Source organism: Agrobacterium tumefaciens (genome assembly GCF_005221385.1).
GTDB lineage: Bacteria > Pseudomonadota > Alphaproteobacteria > Rhizobiales > Rhizobiaceae > Agrobacterium > Agrobacterium tomkonis.
This window is the reverse complement of the sequence record NZ_CP039903.1, coordinates 2,703,812-2,725,215: the sequence shown is the minus strand read 5'-3', so window position 1 is coordinate 2,725,215 and position 21,404 is coordinate 2,703,812. Positions and strand designations below refer to the sequence as shown.

The following is a 21,404-nucleotide window of genomic DNA, read 5'->3' as shown; positions in this document are numbered from 1 at the left end:
TCCCTATGACGGGATATTGAAATATGTTTGGCGTTTACCAGATTATATAATCAAGCGGGGTTTATAAACCCCGCAATGGTTGCTGATGAACGACAAGGAGATTTTAACCGATGAACATGATGCGCACGGCAATGCTTCTGGCCTTCATGACGGCATTGTTCATGGGTGTCGGTTTTCTGATCGGCGGCAAGGGCGGCATGATGATTGCCCTTCTCATCGCTGCGGGTATGAACCTCTTCTCCTATTGGAATTCGGATAAAATGGTCCTCTCCGCCTATCGCGCGCGGGAGATTGACGAGGCCAATGCGCCCGAATTTTTCCACATGATCCGCGATCTTTCGCACAATGCCGACCTACCGATGCCGAAGGTGTATATTTACGACAGCCCCCAGCCCAACGCCTTTGCGACGGGACGAAACCCGCAGAACGCCGCTGTGGCGGCCTCTACGGGTCTGCTGGAGCGTCTAACCCCGGAAGAAGTGGCTGGCGTCATGGCCCATGAGCTGGCGCATGTGCAGAACCGCGATACATTGACCATGACGATCACCGCCACGCTGGCGGGCGCTATCTCCATGCTCGGCAATTTCGCTTTCTTCTTCGGAGGCAATCGTGAAAACAACAATAATCCGCTCGGCTTTATCGGTGTGCTGGTTGCGATGATCGTTGCGCCGCTCGCCGCAATGATGGTGCAGATGGCGATCAGCCGGACGCGGGAATATTCCGCCGACCGCCGCGGCGCGGAAATTTGTGGTAATCCGCTATGGCTTGCCTCGGCGTTGCAGAAAATCTCCGGCATGGCGCAGCAGATTCACAATGACGATGCCGAGCGCAACCCGGCAACGGCGCATATGTTCATCATCAATCCCCTCTCCGGTGAGCGTATGGACAATCTCTTCTCCACGCATCCGAATACGGAAAACCGCGTGGCGGCGCTGCATGCCATGGCGCAGGAGTTTTCCCCGCGAGCATCGACGCCGCCGCCATCGGGTGATAGACCTCTGCGCAAATCAGGCTCCGTTCCCAATACGGGACGAAGCAACGAAAACGAGCGCAAGGGACCGTGGTCTTGACATCCGATATTCAGAATAAGCCGGCCCGGTCCAGAAAACCGAGACCGGGACAAGCGAGGCCGGGACAAGGCGGGGGCCGTGAAGACGGCCCTTCGTCTTTCGAGGACAAGCCAGGCCTTGCTGCGCGCATCGCCGCGACCCGTATTCTCGCTGCCGTTCTGGAAAAGAAGACTTCGCTTGATGGCATGCTGGATAGCGAAAACGGCAATCCTGTCTATCGGGCGCTTTCCATTGCGGACCGGGCGCTGGTGAGAGCCATCGTCAACAGTGCGCTTCGCCACCTCCCCCGCATTGAAACGGCATTGTCGATGCTGCTTGACGGGCCGTTGCCACAGGGTGCGCGATCGCTGCACCACGTACTTGTCGTCGGCGCAGCGCAGATGCTCTATCTCGATGTCCCCGATCATTCCGCTGTCGATCTGGCGGTGGAACAGGCCCATCGTGACCCGCGCAACAAGCGTTTCGTGAAGCTGGTCAACGCCGTTCTCAGAAGGCTTGGCCGGGAGAAAGCGGAAATCGAACAGGCCATTGCCGACGTACCGGTGTTGCCGGACTGGTTCTATGCGCGGCTTGTTTCCGCTTATGGCAATGACGTGGCGCAACGGATTTCCGAAGCGCAGCTGACACCGTCCTCCATTGATCTTACAGTCAAGGCTGATCCGGCCCTGTGGGCGGAGAAGCTGGGCGGCACGGTTTTGCCAAATGGCAGCGTGCGCCTTGGAGATTTCGAAGGGCAGATTCCCTCGCTTGAAGGTTTTGCCGAGGGCGCTTGGTGGGTGCAGGATCTTGCCGCCAGCATGCCGGTGCGGCTGCTGGGAGATATTTCCGGCAAACGTGTCGCCGATCTCTGTGCAGCCCCCGGCGGCAAAACGGCCCAGCTTGCGCTGGCGGGCGCTAAAGTGACGGCGCTGGACCAGTCCGGCAATCGTCTGCGGCGCCTCAGGGAAAATCTCGACCGGCTTGGCCTCCATGCCGAAACGGTGGAGGTGAACATGTTGAAGTATCAGCCGGAGCTGCTGTTTGACGCTGTTCTCCTGGATGCGCCGTGTTCGTCAACCGGCACGCTGCGTAAACATCCCGATGTCTGCTGGACGAAGGATGAAACGGACATTGCCAAACTTGCGGCTCTTCAGGGCCAGATGTTGCGGCATTCGCTGACATTGGTGGGTTCTGGCGGTATCGTCGTGTTCTCCAACTGCTCGCTTGATCCTTCGGAAGGCGAAGAGATGATCGCGCAGGTTCTCGCGGAAAATCCAGATGTGGAGCGTATTGCCGTTCGCAAGGAAGATTGGCCGGGAATGGAAGCGGCTGTCAGCCCAGAGGGTGATCTGCGCACGACGCCGGATATGTTCGGCGGTGTCGACGGGTTTTTTAGCAGTGTCTTGCGTAAGAAGTAGAAAAAAGCGAAGCTTTCGCGAATCATTGATATTTATCGATAATGTTCCGGTCATCACGGTTCACTGATAAAAACAAAATATGTGAAGCGGGAAACACAGCTTGTTAGGGTCCTTTGCAGGCAGCATGAATGCGGCCGGTCTTCTTTCACGGATGGCGTATCGTCATCTGTGTGTCGGCCTTACACCTTTGCGCTTGCATGTCTCGCGGTTTGCCAACCGTGTGCCCGATGGTCTGGTAGCGGCACCGACGGATTTGAGGGCAATCGATCCTTATTTTGCCGAGGAATTGCTGCGCGGTCGGATTGCGCTTGCCGGCCGTGTCGTGGAAACCGGTGGTCTTTCGCCCTTTCAGGTGGATTATCCCTCGCTTGTTTTTGAGGAGCGGCTGCACGCCTTCGGCTGGTTGAGGCATATCCGCTCCGACAGGTCGAGTGAGGCTTGCAAGCGGGCGCGTCGCATTGTCGCCGAATGGATTGCCCTGAACGGCAGGCGCGTTACCGGGACAGGCTGGTCGCCGGAGATTACGGCGCAGCGGCTGATTGCCTGGCTGTCCCATTCTCCCGTTGTTTTATTCGAGGCCGATGCTGGTTTTTACCGCCGTTTCCTCAAAAGTCTCGCTTTTCATGTGCGTTATCTGGACAGGATCGTCAAACACGCGCCGGATGGCGAGACGCGGCTCAGGATCAGGATTGCGCTTGCCATGGCCTCCATTGCCATGCCGACACGCCTCTCCCGTATCACCCGGCACGGTATGAAGCTGGCTCAGGAAATGGAACGCCAGATTCTGCCCGATGGCGGGCATGTGTCCCGTAACCCGCGGGTCATGCTTGATCTGCTGCTCGATCTTCTGCCGCTTCGGCAAAGTTATATCAATCTTGGCCACGATCTGCCCTCCGGGCTGGTGCCGGCGATAGACCGGATGTTTCCGGCAATCCGCTTTTTCAGGCATCAGGGTGGCGACCTCGCACTATTCAACGGTGCGACGGCGACGCTTGCCAATGAGCTTGTCTCCGTGTTGCGTTACGACGAAACCGCCGGTCGGCCGTCGAAAATGTTGCCGGATGTGAATTACCAGCGGCTTGCGACAGATGAGACCGTCATCATCGTCGACACCGGTCATCCAGGCTCGGCGGAGCTTTCCCGTAATGCCCATTCGGGTTGCCTGTCTTTTGAAATGTCCTGCGGCAAGAACCGGTTCATCATCAATTCCGGCTTTCCGAAAAATGCAGCCCCGGAATATCAGCGAGCCAGCCGGTCAACGGCCGCCCATTCCACCGTCACGCTTGCAGATACCTCCTCTTGCAGATTGTCGCGCTCCAGGCTGCTTGGCCCTATCATGATTTCTGGCGTCAGCCGGGTGGATAGCGAGCGTGGAACTGATGGAAACGGCAACGACGTCCTGCGGGCGTCGCATGATGGCTATCTGCAAAACTTTGGCTGCTATCATGAGCGGGAAATCGAGTTAAATGCGGCCGGCACGAAAATTAAAGGCCGTGACCTGCTCAGAGCCGACGAGAATACGACGAAGACACAATTGCAGTCGATTTCGGCGGTTTCGCGTTTCCATATCCATCCTCATATTCAGTTGTTCCAGCGGGATGAGGAGTCGGTTTATCTGGAGGCGGCTGACGGAACCACCTGGCTGTTCTCGGCGCCGGGTCTGGAGGTTTTCGTGACCGAAGATGTGTTCATGGCCGATGCATCCGGCATGCGGCCTTCGCAACAGATCGAGTTGCCCTTCAATCTCGCCAACACGCGGGAAATCCGCTGGATCATCGAACGCAAGGCCTGAGCCGTATCTCATCCGTAATCCGGGCTATTTCGGACGAAAACTGCTCATGGATTTCGTCCTCCGTCATCCCTGCTGTTTATTAATCCGGTAAGCTGTGTTAACGCGGCGGCAATTGCTGGATCAATTCCATTTCAGCCCGTCTTCCCCGTCAAACGGAGTATGCCCGATGGCCGTCGTGTCCAAAAAAATCCCCGCCCCCGACAAAGTCAAAATCCGCACGGCGCTTCTTTCCGTGTCCGACAAGACTGATATCCTCGAGCTGGCGACGGTTCTGTCAAAGCTCGGCGTCAAGCTCCTGTCGACAGGCGGTACCGCAAAAGCCATCGCCGAAGCGGGCTTGCCGGTGACGGATGTTTCCGACGTAACCAATTTTCCTGAGATCATGGACGGCCGCGTTAAGACCTTGCATCCCAACGTGCATGGTGGGCTTCTGGCAATCCGGGATGATGCGGAACATGTCGAGGCGATGAAGGCACATGGTATCGAGGCGATCGATCTTTCGGTCATCAATCTTTATCCCTTCGAGGAAGTTCGCGCCAAGGGCGGCGATTATCCGACGACGGTCGAAAACATCGATATTGGCGGTCCGGCGATGATCCGCGCTTCCGCCAAGAACCATGCCTATGTCACGGTCGTCACCGATCCTTCGGACTATCCGGCACTGGTTGAAGCCCTGCAGGCTGATGACGGCCATACCTCTTATGCGCTGCGCCAGACATTTGCCGCCAAGGCCTATGCCCGCACGGCCGCCTATGACGCGGTGATTTCCAACTGGTTCGTTGAAGCGCTTTCCATCGAGACACCGGATTACCGTGCCATCGGCGGGACGCTGAAGGAAAAGATGCGTTATGGCGAGAACCCGCATCAGAGCGCCGGTTTTTATCTGACGGGCGAAAAGCGCCCCGGCGTCGCAACGGCGACGCTGCTTCAGGGCAAACAGCTTTCTTACAATAATATCAACGATACGGATGCAGCTTACGAGCTGGTGGCGGAATTCCTGCCTGAAAATGCGCCGGCAGTCGCCATTATCAAGCATGCCAACCCTTGTGGTGTTGCAACTGGTCCGACACTCGCCGAAGCGTACCGGCGGGCACTGGCCTGCGATTCCGTTTCTGCCTTTGGCGGCGTCATCGCCTTGAACCAAACGCTTGATGCGGAAACGGCGGAAGAGATCGTCAAGCTCTTCACCGAAGTCATCATTGCACCTGACGTCACCGAAGAAGCAAAGTCCATCATTGCCCGCAAGCCGAACCTGCGTCTGCTGACCGCTGGCGGCCTTCCGAATCCGCGTGCAGCCGGCATCACCGCGAAGACCGTGTCCGGCGGCCTGCTGGTGCAAAGCCGTGATAATGGCATGGTCGAAGATCTCGACCTCAAGGTTGTCACCAAGCGCGCGCCGACGGCGCAGGAGCTTGAAGACATGAAGTTCGCCTTCAAGATTGCCAAGCATGTTAAATCAAATGCCGTGATATACGCCAAGGATGGACAGACGGCTGGTATCGGTGCCGGCCAGATGAGCCGGGTGGATTCCGCCCGCATCGCCGCCCAGAAGGCGGAAGATGCGGCCAAGGCGCTTGGCCTTGCCGAACCACTGACGCGCGGCTCCGCTGTTGCTTCGGAAGCGTTTTATCCTTTCGCTGACGGCTTGCTTGCTGCGATTGCCGCTGGTGCCACAGCTGTCATCCAGCCGGGTGGATCCATGCGTGACCAGGAAGTGATCGACGCTGCAAACGAGCATAATGTGACGATGGTGTTCACGGGCATGCGTCACTTCCGCCACTAAGTCGCGGACCTATAGTCAGAAATAGTGAAGGCCCGGAAAGTGATTTCCGGGCCTTTTGTTTCACGTGGGACAGTTTTGATTTTTGTTCAGGTGACTGCCCCGACCTGCCACGGCACGAATTCGTTGTCGCCGTAGTCGTAAATCTCGCTGACGGTCTTGTCGCCGGAAGCCACGGCCAGAATATGTTCGAAAATTCGTTTGCCGGATTCTTCTATGGTTTCTGCGCCGGTAACGATCTCACCGCAGTTGATATCCATGTCTTCCTTCATATGTTCATACATTTCGGAATTGGTGGCGATCTTGATGCAGGGCGACGGCTTGAAACCGGAAACCGAGCCGCGGCCGGTGGTGAAACAGATGACGTTGCAGCCGCCGGCGACTTGGCCAGTGACGGCGACGGGATCGTAGCCGGGCGTATCCATGAAAACGAAACCCTGCTCGGTGACGGTTTCGGCAAATTCATACACGGCCTTCAACGGCATGGAACCGCCCTTGGCGACTGCACCCAGTGATTTCTCCAAAATGGTGGTCAGGCCGCCAAGCTTGTTGCCATGGGAGGGGTTGTTGTTGAGTTCGTCGCCATTGCGGGCGGTATAATCCCGCCACCAGTCAATACGCTGCAGCAGTTTTTCGGCGACCGCCGGGGTGACGGCGCGTTTTGTCAGCAGGTGCTCGGCGCCGTAAATCTCCGGTGTTTCGGAAAGAACTGTCGTGCCGCCATTGCGGACAATGAGGTCGGACGCATAGCCGAGTGCCGGGTTGGCGGATATGCCGGAGTAGCCATCCGAACCGCCGCATTCCAGCGCCACTTTCAGCTTCGAAAGCGGTTGTTCGGTACGGCGGGCGGCATTGACCATTGGCAGCATGGCCTTGATCTCGGTAATCGCCGCATCGATTGTCTTGCGCGTGCCGCCGTGCTGCTGGATCGTCATGGTGCGCAGCCGCTCGCCTTCCTCCATCTTGTAATGTTCGAGGATGGGGGCGATCTGGTTGGTTTCGCAACCGAGGCCGATCAGCAGAATACCGCCGAAATTGGGATGACGGGCATAACCCTGAATGGTTCGGATCAGAAGGCGGTAGCCTTCCGATTTGGTGTTCAGCGCGCAGCCGCCGCCATGGGTTAGTGCCACGACGCCATCGACATTATCGAACCCGTCAAGTCCGCCCTGTTTGTTGAAATAATCGGCGATGTAACGCGACACCGTGGCGGAACAGTTCACCGATGCGATGACGCCAATATAGTTGCGTGTGCCCACGCCGCCGAGACCACGATCATAGCCCATGAAGGTGCGGCGTTCGGTTTCCGGCACCATGCCCTTTTCTTCAATATCGACACTGAACTGATGAGCGTGTTCGGAAGGTACCATGGCGAGATTGTGCAGATGCACGTGCCGGCCCGGCTCGATATCCTGAGTGGCGATACCAATCACCTGGCCGTATTTCAGCACCTCGTCTCCGGATTTGATGTATTTCAGGGCCACTTTATGCCCGCGTCCGATCAGTTCGCGAGCCGTCAGATCGCCCCTGCCCGTCGCACCACCGGCCGGAATGGACCGGCGCGCCACCGCAACATTGTCGTTGGCGTTCAGCAAAATGGTTGCCTCGGAATTCTCACTCACGGGTTTTCCTCCTCCCGGTATATTGCCTGCTATGTTTCTAACTCAGCTTTCGACCCAGCGCCGTTTGGAGCCTTCAAGATGGGTATGAATGGCCGCCTGCGCCAGCAGTGGATCCTTGAGTTCCAGAGCTGCCAGAATGGCTTCGTGCTCCTGAAGCGCATGGGTCCAGGTATCCCGATCCTCGAATTTGACCCGCAACTGGGCTGAAATGGGGCTGTGTCGTTCGTCGAAAAGACTCGCCACCAGCCGTGTGAGGACGCTGTTGCCGGATTGCTCGGCAATGGTGACGTGAAACAGCCGATCCTGATCCAGAGGCTTACGTCCCGCCTCGATTTCCTTCTGCATGGTATTCAGGATCTGGCGAAGGCTTGAGATCGTTTCGTCGGTCATGCGGCTTGCCGCCAGCACGATGGTCGCGCCTTCCAGAGCCGCGCGCGCCTGCATCAGCTCAGAGGGGCTGTCGCCCAGCGATTTGGTGTGGTGGGTTGTCTGGAGAGCCTCTGTCGAGACATAGACACCGGAACCCATGCGAATTTCAACAGTGTTGTCTATTTCAAGCGCAATCAGCGCTTCTCGCAACGAGGGTCTCGATACACCGAGTTTCTGCGCCAGTTCCCGTTCGGCCGGAAGCCGTGTTCCAGGCAGAAACTCACCGAGATCGATGAGTTCACGTATTTGGTCCGCTATCTGCTGATAGAGCCGGCGTGGTTCCGCTATTTTGGCCTGACCATTCATATGTTTTTCGATGATCCCTATCTGCAATCTCTATTTGGCCTTACCGTAACGCCAAGCGTATCAATACGCAAGAAATTACTTAAATATAAGAATTTACAGTATTATATCGAATTTTCGGCGATGAAGATTCCGCGCCATTCAAAGGCGTATTTCAAATTTCGCCCTAATTGGCTTGACCATTCCAGAAAACCGGCCTAACCATTTGGCCTGTTCAAGGCACCCCGGTGGAGTGGGGAGCACGAGTGGGAGGTTTCCAGATGTCGCAGGGCGCATCGACAATTCGGGGCGATTTTTCGCCTGAGGAGACGGGCGCGGAGCGTTCGGCCCTCCTGCGTCTTGAAAACATCAGCAAGGAATTTCCGGGCGTCAAGGCGTTGTCGAATGTGCATTTCGATCTGCGCAGCGGTGAAGTGCATGCTGTCTGCGGCGAGAATGGCGCAGGAAAATCGACGCTGATGAAAATCATCAGCGGCGTCTACCAGCCGAGCGACGGCACGATCCTGCACAAGGGTGTGAAGGTGCAATATGCGTCGCCGCTGGAGTCTGAAGCGGCGGGCATCGCCATCATTCATCAGGAACTCAATCTGGTTCCGCATCTTTCCGTCGCCGAAAACATCTATCTTGCCCGTGAGCCGCGCCGCGGTTTTCTCGTTGACCGCAAAAAGCTGCGCCTCGATGCCAAACGCTGTCTCGATCGGCTGGGAGTCGATATCGATCCCGACCAGATCGTGCGTGGCCTCTCGGTCGCCCAATGTCAGATGGTGGAGATCGCCAAGGCGCTCTCTCTTGACGCTGAAGTGCTCATCATGGATGAGCCGACCTCCTCGCTAACCGAGCAGGAAACGCGGCTCTTATTCAAGGTCATTCGCGATCTAAAGGCATCCGGTGTCGGCATCGTCTATATTTCTCATCGTCTGGATGAAATGGCCGAGATCGTCGACCGCGTGACGGTCCTGCGTGACGGGCGTTATATTTCGACCGACGATTTTGCGTCGATCACCGTTGACGATATCGTCACGCGCATGGTCGGGCGCTCACTGGAAGACAAGTTTCCGGAGCGCACATCGAAGCCCTCTGAAGATATCATCTTCTCTGCCGAGGGATTGACGCGCGCGGGCGTGTTTCAGGATGTCTCCTTCTCGCTGCGGCGCGGCGAAATTCTCGGTTTTGCCGGGTTGATGGGGGCCGGGCGTACTGAGGTGGCGCGGGCGATCTTCGGAGCCGATGCTCTTGATAGCGGAAAAATCATCTTTGAGAGCCGCGAGCTTTCCATCCGCTCACCGCAGGACGCCATCAGGGAAGGCATTGCCTATCTGTCGGAAGACAGGAAGAGCGATGGTCTCGCCATCAAGATGTCCGTTGCCGCAAACACCACTCTTGCCAATATTGGCGAAGTTTCCAACCGTTTCGGGTTGATCGATTTCAAGAAGCACGACGATGTCGCCAGACGTTACGTCGATCTTTTGAATATTCGTACACCTTCCATCCAGCAGACCGTGCGGCTGCTATCGGGTGGCAATCAGCAAAAGATCATCATCGGTAAATGGCTGTTCCGGCAGTCGCGTGTGCTGTTCTTCGATGAGCCGACGCGCGGCATCGATGTCGGCGCGAAATTCGCGATCTACAAGATCATGGATGAGTTGGCCGCGCAGGGCATCGGCGTTGTTCTCATCAGTTCGGAGCTGCCGGAAATTCTCGGGCTAACGGATCGCATCGCCGTTTTCCACCAGGGCCGGATCACGGGCGTGCTTGAAACCGCCAAGACCAATCAGGAAGAAATCATGCGGTATGCGTCCGGGTACGGCCGGGCCGCGCAGTGAGGAACGACATGGCCAATATTGCAGAACCCAAGAAGAGCTTCGCTTTCAGCGACCGCCAAAAGGACATCATCCAGAAATTTGCGGCGCTTGGCAGCCTCGTGGCGCTTGTCGCGGTCTTCTCCGCAACCAGCAGCGCTTTCTTCACCGTCAATAATGGCATGACGATCGCATTGCAGGTCACATCCATCGCGCTGCTCGGTATTGGCGCAACCTGTGTCATCATCACTGGCGGTATCGATCTTTCCGTCGGTTCGGTGCTTGCGCTTGCCGGGGTCGTTGCAGCCCTTGCGGTGAAAGAACTTGGCATGCCGGTGCCAATCGGCATGTTTCTCGGCATTCTGACGGGTTCGCTTTGCGGCTTCATCAACGGCCTGCTTGTCACGCGCTTCAAGCTGCCGCCCTTCATCGCCACACTCGGCATGATGCTGATTGCCCGCGGCGTAGCTTTGCAGATCACTGGCGCGCGTGCTGTGTCCGGCCTCGGGGAATCCTTCGGCGAACTCGGCAATGGCGCGCTCTTCCGCATCGTCACTATCGGTGATGACGGCTTTCCGAACGTCGTGTTTCCGGGCATCCCCTACCCCGTCATCCTGATGGTGGTGATTGCGCTTGCGGTTTCCTTCATGCTCAACCGCTCGATCCTCGGCCGTCATATCTATGCCGTTGGTTCCAATGCGGATGCGGCGCGTCTGTCTGGCGTGAACGTCGCCCGCGTTACCAATTTCACCTACATCCTGTCCGGAACGCTCGCCGGGTTGACGGGCTGCGTGCTGATGTCACGTCTCGTCACCGCCCAGCCGAATGAAGGCGTGATGTATGAGCTGGATGCGATTGCCAGCGCCGTCATTGGCGGCACGTCCCTGATCGGCGGTGTGGGCACGATTTCCGGCACGGCCATCGGCGCCTTCGTCATCGGCATCCTGCGCAACGGTCTCAATATGAACGGCGTCTCCGCCTTCACACAACAGATCATCATCGGCCTCGTCATTCTGGTCACCGTCTGGATCGACCAGTTGCGCAACCGCCGCTGATCAAGGGCCTGCGGACCCTTTCCGCAAAAAAGATCGGCAAGGGGAGGCCCGGTATGCCGACATCACGGAGGAAGAAATGAACAAACTTGCGACCGCCCTTCTGACATCCGCAATCGCGCTGTGGAGCGTTTCCACCGTGCAGGCCGGCGAAATCGCCGTCATCGTCAAGACCGTCAATTCCACCTTCTGGCAGAACGTTCAGAAGGGCGCTGATGCGGCGATGAAGAACTCTGCCGGCAACACCATGACCTTCCAGGGTCCGGCTGCCGAATCTGCGATTGCCGACCAGGTCAACATGGTTGAAAACGCCATCAACCGTAAGGTCGCGGGAATCGTTCTTGCCCCTTCCGATCCGGATGCGCTGGTTCCGGCCGTCAAGAAGGCCTGGGAAGCCCGTATTCCCGTGGTTCTGATCGACTCGCAGCTGGCGAGCGGCTCCGAGCAATATTACCAGTCGTTTCTGGCGACCGATAACAAGAAAGCCGGCGAACTGGCAGCGCAGGCGCTGATCGACAAGGTGGGCAAGGAAGGCAAGATTGCCGTCATGTCTTACGTTGCCGGTGCCGGTTCTGAAATCGGCCGCGTTGGCGGTTTCACCGATTACATCCAGATGAATTCCAACCTGAAGATCGTCGGTCCTTTCTATTCGCAGTCGCAGATGGCGACCGCGCTGAACCAGACCACCGACGTTCTGGCCGCCAATTCCGATCTGAAAGGTATCTTCGGCGCCAATGAGCCGACGGCAATCGGTGTTGGCCGTGCGCTTGCCCAGACCGGCAAGGCCGGCAAGGTCGTTGGCATCGGCTTCGACGGCAATCAGGATCTTCAGGGCTTCGTCAAGGATGGCACACTGGCCGGCATCGTCGTTCAGGGTTCCTACCAGATGGGTGAGAAGGGCGTGGAAACCATCACCAAGCTCATCAACAAGGAAAAGGTTGAGAAGTTCGTCGACACCGGCGTCGTTGTTGTCACCAAGGACAATGTCGACAAGCCGGAAGCCAAGAACGTTCTTTATTGATGCATGATGGCGCGCCGCTTCACGGCGGCGCGCCTTTTCAAATAAAACCCGGAAAGTCCCTGCGATGAAAGTCTCCGACACACGTAAATTGCCGCGCCGCGCCGTCGACGTCACGGTCATGGGCCTCGGCTGCGCCCAGATGGGCAATCTCTACCGCGTCACGCCCTATGAGGAGTCCAAAGGTGCGTTCGACACGGCATGGGAAAGCGGCATGCGTTATTTCGATACCGCGCCCTTTTACGGTTATACGCGGTCGGAGCGTCGTCTCGGCACCATGGTAACGGAGCATGAGCGGAACGAATATACGCTCAGCACCAAGGTCGGCCGTGTGATGGTTCCTGACGAGACCGTCGGTCCGGAGGAGGATGCCTATATAGCGCCGCTGCCGTTCCGCCCGGTCTATGATTATTCCTATGACGGTATCCTGCGCTCCTTCGAGGCAAGCCAGCAGCGGCTGGGCGTTCTGAAGCCGGATATTCTTTACGTGCATGATATCGGCTCCTTCACCCACGGCGAAAAGCACCGGCATTACTGGGAGCAGCTGACCACTGGCGGCGGCTTCCGGGCGCTTGGCAAACTGCGCGAAGAAGGGTCGACCGGAGCTGTTGGGCTTGGCGTTAACGAATGGCAGATCGTCAGCGACGCCATGGATGTCTTCGATATAGACGTCGCCATGCTTGCTGGTCGCTATACGCTCCTGGAACAGCAGAGCCTTGTCTTCATGAACCGCTGCGCTGAAAGCGGTGTCGGCATCGTTGTCGCTGGTGCGTTCAACTCAGGCATTCTGGCTGGTAACCGCAAGTTCAACTATGCCGATGCGCCTGCCGATATCCTTACGCGCGTCGATGCGCTGCAGGGCGTGTGCGAGGAGTTGAGCGTGTCGTTGCAGGCGGCTGCGCTGCAGTTTCCGCTCGCCCATCCGGCTTCAGTCACGGTCGTGTCAGGCGCGCGCAACGCGCAACAGCTTGCCTCCAATATCGAATGGTTCGAACAGTCGATTCCAGATGAATTCTGGTCCGAGCTGCACAGGCGCGGCCTGATTGCCGAAGGTTCGCCCGTGCCCGGCGGAAAGGCCTGAGGCAATGCTCATAGACGCCCACCAGCATTTCTGGCTGATGAAGGATCGCGCCGGGCAATGGCCGCCGCCGGCGCTCGCCGCCATCTACCGGGATTTTCTTCCGGCCGATCTGTCGCCGTTGCTGGCTGAGGCAGGGGTTTCGGGAACAGTGCTAGTGCAGACAATGGAGACTGCCGCCGATACGGATTTCATGCTGGAGCTGGCGGATAAGACAGGTTTCATCAAAGGTGTGGTTGGCTGGGTGGACATGAAGTCCCCCGATGCGGCGACGGAAATTGCCCGCCGGGCAAAACATTCGGCCTTCAGGGGCGTACGCCCCATGCTGCAGGGCATTGAGGATGTGGCCTGGATCGACGATCCGGCGCTGGATACCGCTGTGGACGCGCTGGTGAAACACGGGCTTGTGTTTGATGCGCTGGTCCTGCCGCCAAATCTGCCGCATCTCCTGTCTTTCGCCCGCCGCCATCCGCAACTGCCTGTTGTCATCGATCATGGTGCGAAGCCGTTGATCGCCACAGGTCATTATAGCGGCTGGCGGAGCGACATGGCGGCTCTGGCTGCCCTACCCAATGTCCATTGCAAGCTTTCTGGTCTGTTGACCGAGCGCGGTGATCAGCGGCCGGAAGCGGTGCGACCCTATGCGGAAACCATTCTGGAACTCTTCGGCGCAAACCGCGTGATCTTCGGCAGCGACTGGCCGGTGTTGCGACTGGCCGGCGATTACCAGGTCTGGCTGGATTTCTGCCGCGATATCGTGCCGGCAGAGGACTATGCGGCAGTTTTTGGCGGCAACGCCATCCGTTTTTATTCCCTTTCTGACAGGTGATGCATGCTGGCGATTTTCTGTGACACTCCCGGTCAACTTACCGCCAAGGATTTACCGAAACCTGTACGCGGTGAAGGTGAAGTGCTGGTGCGCATTCGCCGCATAGGCGTCTGCGGTACGGATCTGCACATCTTCACTGGCAACCAGCCCTATCTTTCCTACCCGCGCATCATGGGCCACGAGCTTTCCGGCACCGTGGAAGAAGCACCTGATGGCAGTCCTCTTTCCGCTGGCGACGTGGTCACCGTCATTCCCTATATCTCCTGCGGAAAATGCAGCGCCTGCCTGAAAGGCAAGAGCAATTGCTGCCGCAATATTGGTGTCCTCGGCGTTCATCGCGATGGCGGCATGGTGGAATATTTGAGCGTTCCGCAGCAATTCGTGCTGAAGGCGGAGGGGTTGAGCCTCGATCAGGCGGCCATGACCGAATTTCTGGCCATCGGCGCGCATGCCGTGCGCCGCGGCGCGGTCGAGAAGGGGCAGAAGGTCCTGATCGTCGGCGCCGGTCCTATCGGCATGGCGGTTGCGGTTTTTGCGGTTCTCGATGGTGGCGAGGTGACCATGATCGACGGGCGCACCGATCGGCTGGATTTCTGCAGGGAGCATCTCGGCGTCGCCCATACGGTAACGCTCGGTGAAGGTGATAAGGACCGCCTCTCTGATATTACCGGCGGTGATTTCTTCGATGCGGTTTTTGATGCGACGGGCAATCCGAAGGCCATGGAACGCGGGTTTTCCTTCGTCGGGCACGGCGGCTCCTATGTGCTGGTATCCATCGTCGCCAGCGATATCAGCTTCAACGATCCGGAGTTTCACAAGCGCGAAACGACGCTGCTGGGCAGCCGAAATGCAACGCTTCAGGATTTCGAGCGGGTGTTGCAGGCGCTGCGGGACGGGAAGGTACCGGAAGCACTGATTACCCACCGCATGACGCTTGCCGATGTGCCTTCCAAATTCTCTCAGCTGACCGATCCGAAAGCCGGAGTGATCAAAGGCATGGTGGAGGTCGCATGACAGCTGACACGCCCATTCTGCAATTTGGCACCAGCCGTTTTCTTCTGGCGCATGCGGATCTGTTCGTTTCGCAGGCGCTGGATAAAGGCGAGGCTCTCGGGCATATCGCTATTGTTCAGACGACCGGCAATGCGGAAAGCCTGAAGCGTGTTGCCGCACTGAATAGCGGCGCGCCCTACCCTGTGCGCATTCGCGGTATCAGCGATGGGAAGGAAGTGGACGAGGAAATTCCGGGTAAGGCCGTCGCGCGCGCGCTGACCGCCGCGACCGACTGGGCCGAGGTGCGGCGTCTCGCCTGCATGGCCGAGGTCATTCTGTCCAATACGGGTGATCGCGGTTATGAGCTGGATTCCGCTGACGGGCCTGGGCTTGTGGCCGATTTTTCGGTGGTGCCGAAAAGCTTTCCGGCGAAACTCTGCATGTTGCTGCTGGAGCGTTTTCAGAGCAATCCGGAGGCGCCTTTGTCGATCTTCCCCTGCGAACTTGTGCCGCGCAATGGCGAAAGGCTGCAGCACGTCATTCGCCAGCTTGCAGACGAGTGGCAGTTGCCGGCGGGGTTTGCCTTTTATCTCAACGAGAAATGCCGTTTCGCCAATAGTCTGGTCGACCGTATCGTCTCCGAGCCTATCGATCCAGTTGGTGCGGTGGCGGAGCCCTATGCGCTCTGGGCGATCGAGAGGCAGGAAGGGCTCGTTTTGCCATGCGCTCACCCTGCGATCGTGCTGACGGATGATCTCGACCACTACGAAAAGCTGAAGCTTTTTCTGCTCAATCTCGGCCACTCCTATCTGGCGGAGCGCTGGATGCAGGATGCGCGTGCGAATGACGAGACAGTGCGTCAGGCAATGGGCGACGACGCTCTCGTTACGGATCTGGAAACGCTCTGGCGGGACGAGGTTCTGCCGGTCTTTGCTGCCGAAGGCATGGGAGATGAGGCTGAGGTCTATATCAGTGTGTTGCGCGAACGTTTGCGCAATCCTTTTCTCGCGCATCGGCTGGCCGATATCGCCGGTAACCACGATGAAAAGAAGCGTCGTCGATTCATCCCGATCATTGCTGCTGCAGAACGGCTGGGATTGAACCTGCCGCAACACGGGCTGCGCGCAGCGCTCGCTACCATCAAGCAATAACGGAGTTTTTCATGCAGCGTATGGGCATGGTCATAGGTGTCAAACCCGAGATGATCGCGGAATATAAAAGGCTGCACGCTGCCGTCTGGCCGGAAGTTCTGGCGCTCATCAGCGACAGCAACATCCGTAACTATACGATCTTCCTGCGTGAACCGGAAAATCTGCTGTTCGGCTATTGGGAATATCACGGCACGGATTTCAGCGCCGACATGGCGAAGATAGCCGCAAGCCCCAAGAACCAGGAATGGTGGTCTTTCACCATTCCCTGCCAGCAACCGCTCGAAAGCCGCAGGCAAGACGAGTGGTGGGCGATGATGGAAGAAACCTTCCACCACGATTGAACGATTTCCTTTGACACTGACCGCGAGTAACCGGCCATGACCAAAATTACAGATCTGCGTGTTTTCGACCTGCGTTTCCCGACCTCCCAGAGCCTTGACGGTTCGGATGCGATGAACCCCGACCCGGATTATTCCGCGGCTTACGTCATTCTCGACACCGACGAGCCGGGCCTGAAGGGCCATGGGCTGACCTTCACCATCGGTCGCGGCAATGACATCTGCTGCATGGCAATCGAAGCGATGCGGCATCTGGTGGTCGGCACCGACCTCATCACCGTCACCGAGAACCCCGGTAAATATTGGCGGCATCTGACGAGCGACAGCCAACTCCGCTGGATCGGCCCGGACAAGGGTGCGATGCATCTCGCCACCGGCGCCGTCGTCAATGCTGTCTGGGATCTGCTGGCGAAGAAGGCGGGCAAGCCGGTGTGGCAGCTTGTTGCCGATATGAGTCCGGAAGAAATCGCCGACATCGTTGATTATCGTTATCTGACCGATGTGCTGACCCGCGACGATGCGCTTGCGATCCTGAGACAAGCCGAGAGCGGCAAGAAGGAGCGTATAGAGACGCTGAAGAACGAGGGTTATGCCTGCTACACGACGTCAGCCGGCTGGCTAGGTTATGACGACGCCAAGCTGCGCCGTCTTTGCCAGGAAGCGATTGATGCCGGATTCAACCATGTGAAGATGAAGGTCGGCCGTGATCTGGAAGACGATATTCGCCGTCTCACCATCGCCCGCGAGGTGATTGGTCCTGACCGTTACCTGATGATCGATGCCAATCAGGTGTGGGAAGTGGATCAGGCAATCGAGTGGGTGAATAAGCTCGCCTTTTCCAAGCCCTTCTTCATCGAAGAACCGACCAGCCCGGATGATGTCGCCGGCCATCGTAAAATTCGTGCCGCCATCGGTTCCGTGAAGGTGGCGACGGGCGAAATGTGCCAGAACCGCATCATGTTCAAGCAGTTCATCGCTGAAGGCGCCATCGACGTGGTGCAGATCGACAGCTGCCGCATGGGTGGCCTGAATGAAGTGCTGGCTGTGCTGCTGATTGCCGCCAAATACAATCTGCCGGTCTGGCCGCATGCCGGCGGCGTCGGCCTTTGCGAATATGTGCAGCACCTGTCAATGATTGATTATCTGGTTGTGTCAGGCACGAAGGAAGGCCGCGTCATCGAATATGTCGACCATCTGCACGAGCACTTCATCGAGCCCTGCGATATCCGCAACGCCGCCTACATGCCGCCGAAACTGCCGGGCTTCTCCATCGAAATGAAGCCGGAGTCGATCGAGACCTACACCTTCGAGGGATGATCGAAAGAGAGCAGTGCCACTTCCAGGCGCTGCCACTCCTCTTCGCTGCCGGGGAGGCCGAAACGCATGTCGTTCGGCCTTTCATCAAAGATGCGGACCAGAATGCCACGCTGGCCAAGATGCCCTAACAGTGCTGTGGCGCGCTTATCCCGGACCAGCGTGAACAGGGACGTGCCGCCTTTGATTTCCAGCCCCACTTTTTTCAGCAGGTCATTCATGCGCCGGGCTTCTTTCGTGAGTTGAAGGCGCATGGATGATTGCCATTCCTCGTCTGCCAAAGCTTCGGTCGCAATATGCAGTGCCGGGCCGGAAACTGCCCAGGGACCGAGCCTTGCCTCAAGTGCGGCGGCTGTATCAGGATGCGCAATCGCGAAACCGAGCCGCACGCCCGCCATGCCATAAAATTTGCCGAAGGATCGCAGCACAACCAGCGCATCGTGATCGGCGGCATCGGCGAGGCTTTCTGTACCTCCCGCTTCGACAAAGGCTTCATCCACGACGAGCAGGCCGTTTTTACGACGCATCGAATGGGCCAGAGACAGCAAGGCGTCTCGATCCGTGACACGACCATCGGGATTGTTGGGATTGACCACCACCGCATATGCGGATGCTGACAGGTCGCCAAGGTTGTCAACTTCGGTCACGTTCAGTCCGGCCATGCGCGCGGTGCGGGCGTGTTCCGCATAGGCGGGTGAAAGCACAGCCCCGTTTTTTGCCCCACGGGAAAGAGCGATTTGAGCTAATAACGGCATCAGCATCTGGGTGCCAGGCGAAAGCGTGATATGCGCGGCAGAAGGTGCGCCAAAATGGGTTGCTGCCAGCTGCTTCAACGCTTCGGCGGCATCCGGTTCCGGCAGGCGGGCGAATGCGCTGGCGGGAATGGGAGAATGCGGATAGGAGTGCGGATTGATCCCGGTGGATAGGTCGATCCACGGTTCAGGCGCGTCAGGAAACGTCAGGCGCGCCTTGCCGAGATTGCCGCCGTGACGGATCGCAGCCTGCGGCTTTTCTGGTACTGTCTCGCCCATGTTCTTTGCTCTCGCTTTCCTGTCGCTCGTGATCGAACGCTTGACCGGCTATCCGGACTGGTTGTTCAAACGTATCGGCCACCCCGTCACCTGGATCGGTTCGCTTATCGCGCTGCTGGACAAAAAATGGAACCGGGAGAGCGCTTCATTTTCGCAGCGTAGGGCGGCAGGCGTGGCTGCGCTGGTTGTTTTTGCCGGTCTCACCGTCATTCTTGCATGGTCCGTACAATCGGTTCTGCTTCTCTTGCCCATCGGCCTTTTGGCTGCGGCTATCCTCGGCGCCTCGCTTCCGGCGCAAAAAAGTCTGGAACAGCATGTGGAGGCCGTTGCCGTTGCATTGGAGCGCGAGGGTGTGGAGGGTGGCCGCAAGGCGGTGTCGATGATCGTCGGTCGCGATCCGCAGGCGTTGGACGAGGCGGCGATATGCCGGGCGGCAATTGAGAGTCTGGCCGAGAATTTTTCTGACGGTATTGTTGCCCCTGCCCTTTGGCTCGGCCTGTTGGGCCTGCCGGGCGGTGCAGCTTACAAGGCGATCAATACGGCCGACAGCATGATCGGCCACCGCTCTCCACGCCATGAGGCCTTTGGCTGGGCCTCGGCCCGGCTGGACGACTTGGTCAATCTGCCGGCCTCAAGATTGAGCGGCGGTCTTTTCGTCATCGCCGCGTTTTTCGTGAAAGGTGCTTCTCCGCTAGGGGCCCTCGCCGCAATCCGTCGCGATGCGCACCACCATCGATCCCCCAATGCCGGCTGGCCGGAGGCGGCGCTGGCTGGTGCGCTTGGCTTTGCGCTAGCCGGCCCGCGCTCCTATGGTGGGCAGATGATCGATGCGCGTTTTATGGGCGAAGGCGGGAGGGCGGCGCTGGTTGCCGGCGATATTCGCGCGGCGCTCCGGCTGGCAAGGATCGCAGATGTCCTGTTGATCGGCCTGTTTGGGCTTCTCGCAATCCTTATCGCGCTATAGACAGCAGTCTGTCGAGATCGAGGTGTTCTTCCATATGCGCAGCCAAACGGTCAAGAACGGCTTCAATCTGCGCATCGTAGTTCAGCTGCGTATGCTCACCGCCGAGCCGCTGCAGCCATGCGCTACGCTGGCGGTCATCCGCGAAAAGCCCGTGAATGTAGGTGCCGAAGGCGCGGCCGTCGGGCGAGATGGTGCCATCGGCATATCCCCCGATCATCGAAAACGGCAGGCTATCCGCAGCACTCTTCGTTTCGCCGACATGCATTTCATAGCCGGATAAATCAATCCCGTCGAAACTCCTGCCACGTACGGAAACAAGCCGCTTATCGCCGGTCAAAACCGTATCGACATCCAGCAGGCCAAGCCCTGTTACCGTTGCCGGTGGCCCTTCTATGCCGTCAGGATCGGCAACGGTTTTGCCGAGCATCTGGTATCCGCCGCAAAGGCCGAAAACATAGCCACCACGCCGGGCATGGGCCTTGATGTCGATATCGAGGCCAGCGTTTTTAAGCACGGCCAAATCGGCGATGGTGGATTTCGAACCGCAAAGCAGCACCAGCCGGCAATCGGCAGGAATGGTTTCGCCCGGCCGTATGCGGATCAGTTCCACATCCGGCTCCATGTCCAGCGGATCAAGATCGTCGAAATTGGAGATATGCGGCAGGATTGGCACCGCGATGCGGATCTTTGCGCCCGGTTTCCGTTGGGCCGGGCCGGAAACACCGAGAGCATCTTCTGCCGGCAGTTTCGCGGCATCGGAAAAATGCGGCAGAAGCCCGATGGAGGCCCAGCCGGTCTTTTCCGCGATCATCCGCATGCCATCGGAAAACAGCGCCGGATCGCCGCGGAAGCGGTTGACGATGAAACCTTCGATCATTGCCGCATCGTCCAGCTCAAGCACTGCCTTGGTGCCGACGAGGCTGGCGATGACGCCGCCCCGGTCGATATCGCCGATCAGGATCACCGGTGCACCGGCCGCGCGGGCGAAACCCATATTGGCGATGTCATTGGCGCGCAGGTTGATTTCAGACGCGCTGCCCGCCCCTTCCACCAGTACCAGATCGGCCTGCTGTTTCAGGCGATCGAAGCTTTCCAGCACGCGCGGCATCAGTCCCGCCTTCATGTGCTGATAATCGGCGGCCTTGGCATTGCCGACGATCTTGCCCTGCACCACCACCTGTGCACCGGTTTCGCTTTGGGGTTTAAGCAATACCGGGTTCATGTGGACGGATAGCGGCACGCCCGCCGCCCGCGCCTGCAGCGCCTGGGCGCGGCCGATCTCGCCGCCATCGGCGGTCACCGCCGCATTGTTCGACATGTTCTGCGGTTTGAACGGCATTACCGACAGGCCGCGCCGGGTGAATGCACGGGCAAGGCCGGCCACCATCAGCGATTTGCCGACATCCGAGCCGGTTCCCTGAAACATCAGCACCCGCGCAGTCAT

General features: G+C 58.3%; 18 protein-coding genes. 14 read left to right on the top strand and 4 right to left on the bottom strand.

Annotation, left to right across the window (positions count from 1 at the left end; all coding sequences use genetic code 11):
- Positions 1-110 precede the first annotated feature (110 nt).
- The 4 genes from htpX (at position 111) to purH (ending at position 6,042) form a co-directional block, all read left to right on the top strand.
- Entirely contained in the window at positions 111-1,070 is a 960-nt protein-coding gene (gene htpX / locus CFBP6623_RS13580; RefSeq protein ID WP_046799693.1) for a zinc metalloprotease HtpX, read from the top strand.
- Entirely contained in the window at positions 1,067-2,467 is a 1,401-nt protein-coding gene (locus CFBP6623_RS13575) for an RsmB/NOP family class I SAM-dependent RNA methyltransferase (RefSeq protein ID WP_046799692.1), read from the top strand. The genes htpX and CFBP6623_RS13575 overlap by 4 nt, the downstream gene beginning before the upstream one ends.
- A gap of 124 nt (positions 2,468-2,591) precedes the next feature.
- Positions 2,592-4,259: a heparinase II/III family protein gene (locus CFBP6623_RS13570; RefSeq protein ID WP_046799691.1), complete on the top strand. Its 1,668-nt coding sequence runs from the start codon at positions 2,592-2,594 to the stop codon at positions 4,257-4,259.
- A 166-nt stretch (positions 4,260-4,425) separates the two neighbouring features.
- Entirely contained in the window at positions 4,426-6,042 is a 1,617-nt protein-coding gene (gene purH / locus CFBP6623_RS13565) for a bifunctional phosphoribosylaminoimidazolecarboxamide formyltransferase/IMP cyclohydrolase (protein WP_046799690.1), read from the top strand.
- Between the two features lie 86 nt (positions 6,043-6,128).
- Here the strand turns inward: purH and CFBP6623_RS13560 are convergent, their stop codons facing one another.
- Positions 6,129-7,661, bottom strand: coding sequence for a UxaA family hydrolase (locus CFBP6623_RS13560; RefSeq protein ID WP_046799689.1), 1,533 nt, complete (start codon positions 7,659-7,661; stop codon positions 6,129-6,131).
- 42 nt (positions 7,662-7,703) lie between these two features.
- On the bottom strand, positions 7,704-8,396 hold the full coding sequence (locus CFBP6623_RS13555) for a FadR/GntR family transcriptional regulator (RefSeq protein ID WP_046799688.1): 693 nt from the start codon (positions 8,394-8,396) through the stop codon (positions 7,704-7,706).
- 257 nt (positions 8,397-8,653) lie between these two features.
- On the opposite strand from CFBP6623_RS13555, the gene CFBP6623_RS13550 reads away from it, so the two are divergent.
- The 9 genes from CFBP6623_RS13550 (at position 8,654) to CFBP6623_RS13510 (ending at position 17,968) form a co-directional block, all read left to right on the top strand.
- Positions 8,654-10,216: a sugar ABC transporter ATP-binding protein gene (locus CFBP6623_RS13550; protein ID WP_080841820.1), complete on the top strand. Its 1,563-nt coding sequence runs from the start codon at positions 8,654-8,656 to the stop codon at positions 10,214-10,216.
- A gap of 8 nt (positions 10,217-10,224) precedes the next feature.
- Positions 10,225-11,247, top strand: a complete 1,023-nt coding sequence (locus CFBP6623_RS13545; protein ID WP_046799687.1) for an ABC transporter permease — start codon at positions 10,225-10,227, stop codon at positions 11,245-11,247.
- A gap of 76 nt (positions 11,248-11,323) precedes the next feature.
- A complete protein-coding gene (locus tag CFBP6623_RS13540) occupies positions 11,324-12,265 on the top strand; it encodes an ABC transporter substrate-binding protein (protein WP_046799686.1) in 942 nt (313 codons plus the stop codon).
- Between the two features lie 64 nt (positions 12,266-12,329).
- Entirely contained in the window at positions 12,330-13,343 is a 1,014-nt protein-coding gene (locus tag CFBP6623_RS13535) for an aldo/keto reductase (protein ID WP_046799685.1), read from the top strand.
- A 4-nt stretch (positions 13,344-13,347) separates the two neighbouring features.
- Positions 13,348-14,169 carry an amidohydrolase family protein gene (locus CFBP6623_RS13530; RefSeq protein WP_046799684.1) on the top strand — a complete coding sequence of 274 codons (822 nt, stop codon included), beginning with the start codon at positions 13,348-13,350 and terminating at the stop codon, positions 14,167-14,169.
- A gap of 3 nt (positions 14,170-14,172) precedes the next feature.
- A complete protein-coding gene (locus tag CFBP6623_RS13525; protein ID WP_046799683.1) occupies positions 14,173-15,183 on the top strand; it encodes a zinc-binding alcohol dehydrogenase family protein in 1,011 nt (336 codons plus the stop codon).
- Positions 15,180-16,313, top strand: a complete 1,134-nt coding sequence (locus CFBP6623_RS13520; RefSeq protein ID WP_046799682.1) for a mannitol dehydrogenase family protein — start codon at positions 15,180-15,182, stop codon at positions 16,311-16,313. Before CFBP6623_RS13525 ends, CFBP6623_RS13520 begins: the two co-directional genes overlap by 4 nt.
- Positions 16,314-16,324: 11 nt before the next feature.
- Positions 16,325-16,654 (top strand): L-rhamnose mutarotase, encoded by a 330-nt coding sequence (locus tag CFBP6623_RS13515; protein ID WP_046799681.1) that lies wholly within the window; start codon positions 16,325-16,327, stop codon positions 16,652-16,654.
- A 36-nt stretch (positions 16,655-16,690) separates the two neighbouring features.
- Positions 16,691-17,968 carry an L-fuconate dehydratase gene (locus CFBP6623_RS13510; protein ID WP_046799680.1) on the top strand — a complete coding sequence of 426 codons (1,278 nt, stop codon included), beginning with the start codon at positions 16,691-16,693 and terminating at the stop codon, positions 17,966-17,968.
- Here the strand turns inward: CFBP6623_RS13510 and cobD are convergent.
- Positions 17,950-18,996: a threonine-phosphate decarboxylase CobD gene (gene cobD / locus CFBP6623_RS13505; protein WP_062654431.1), complete on the bottom strand. Its 1,047-nt coding sequence runs from the start codon at positions 18,994-18,996 to the stop codon at positions 17,950-17,952. The genes CFBP6623_RS13510 and cobD overlap by 19 nt on opposite strands.
- Between cobD and cbiB the strand changes: the two genes are divergently transcribed.
- A complete protein-coding gene (gene cbiB, locus CFBP6623_RS13500; protein ID WP_046799678.1) occupies positions 18,995-19,960 on the top strand; it encodes an adenosylcobinamide-phosphate synthase CbiB in 966 nt (321 codons plus the stop codon). The genes cobD and cbiB overlap by 2 nt on opposite strands.
- Here the strand turns inward: cbiB and CFBP6623_RS13495 are convergent.
- Complete coding sequence (locus CFBP6623_RS13495; RefSeq protein WP_046799677.1) at positions 19,947-21,404, bottom strand: cobyric acid synthase; 1,458 nt, start codon at positions 21,402-21,404, stop codon at positions 19,947-19,949. The two genes, cbiB and CFBP6623_RS13495, sit on opposite strands and share 14 nt — an antisense overlap.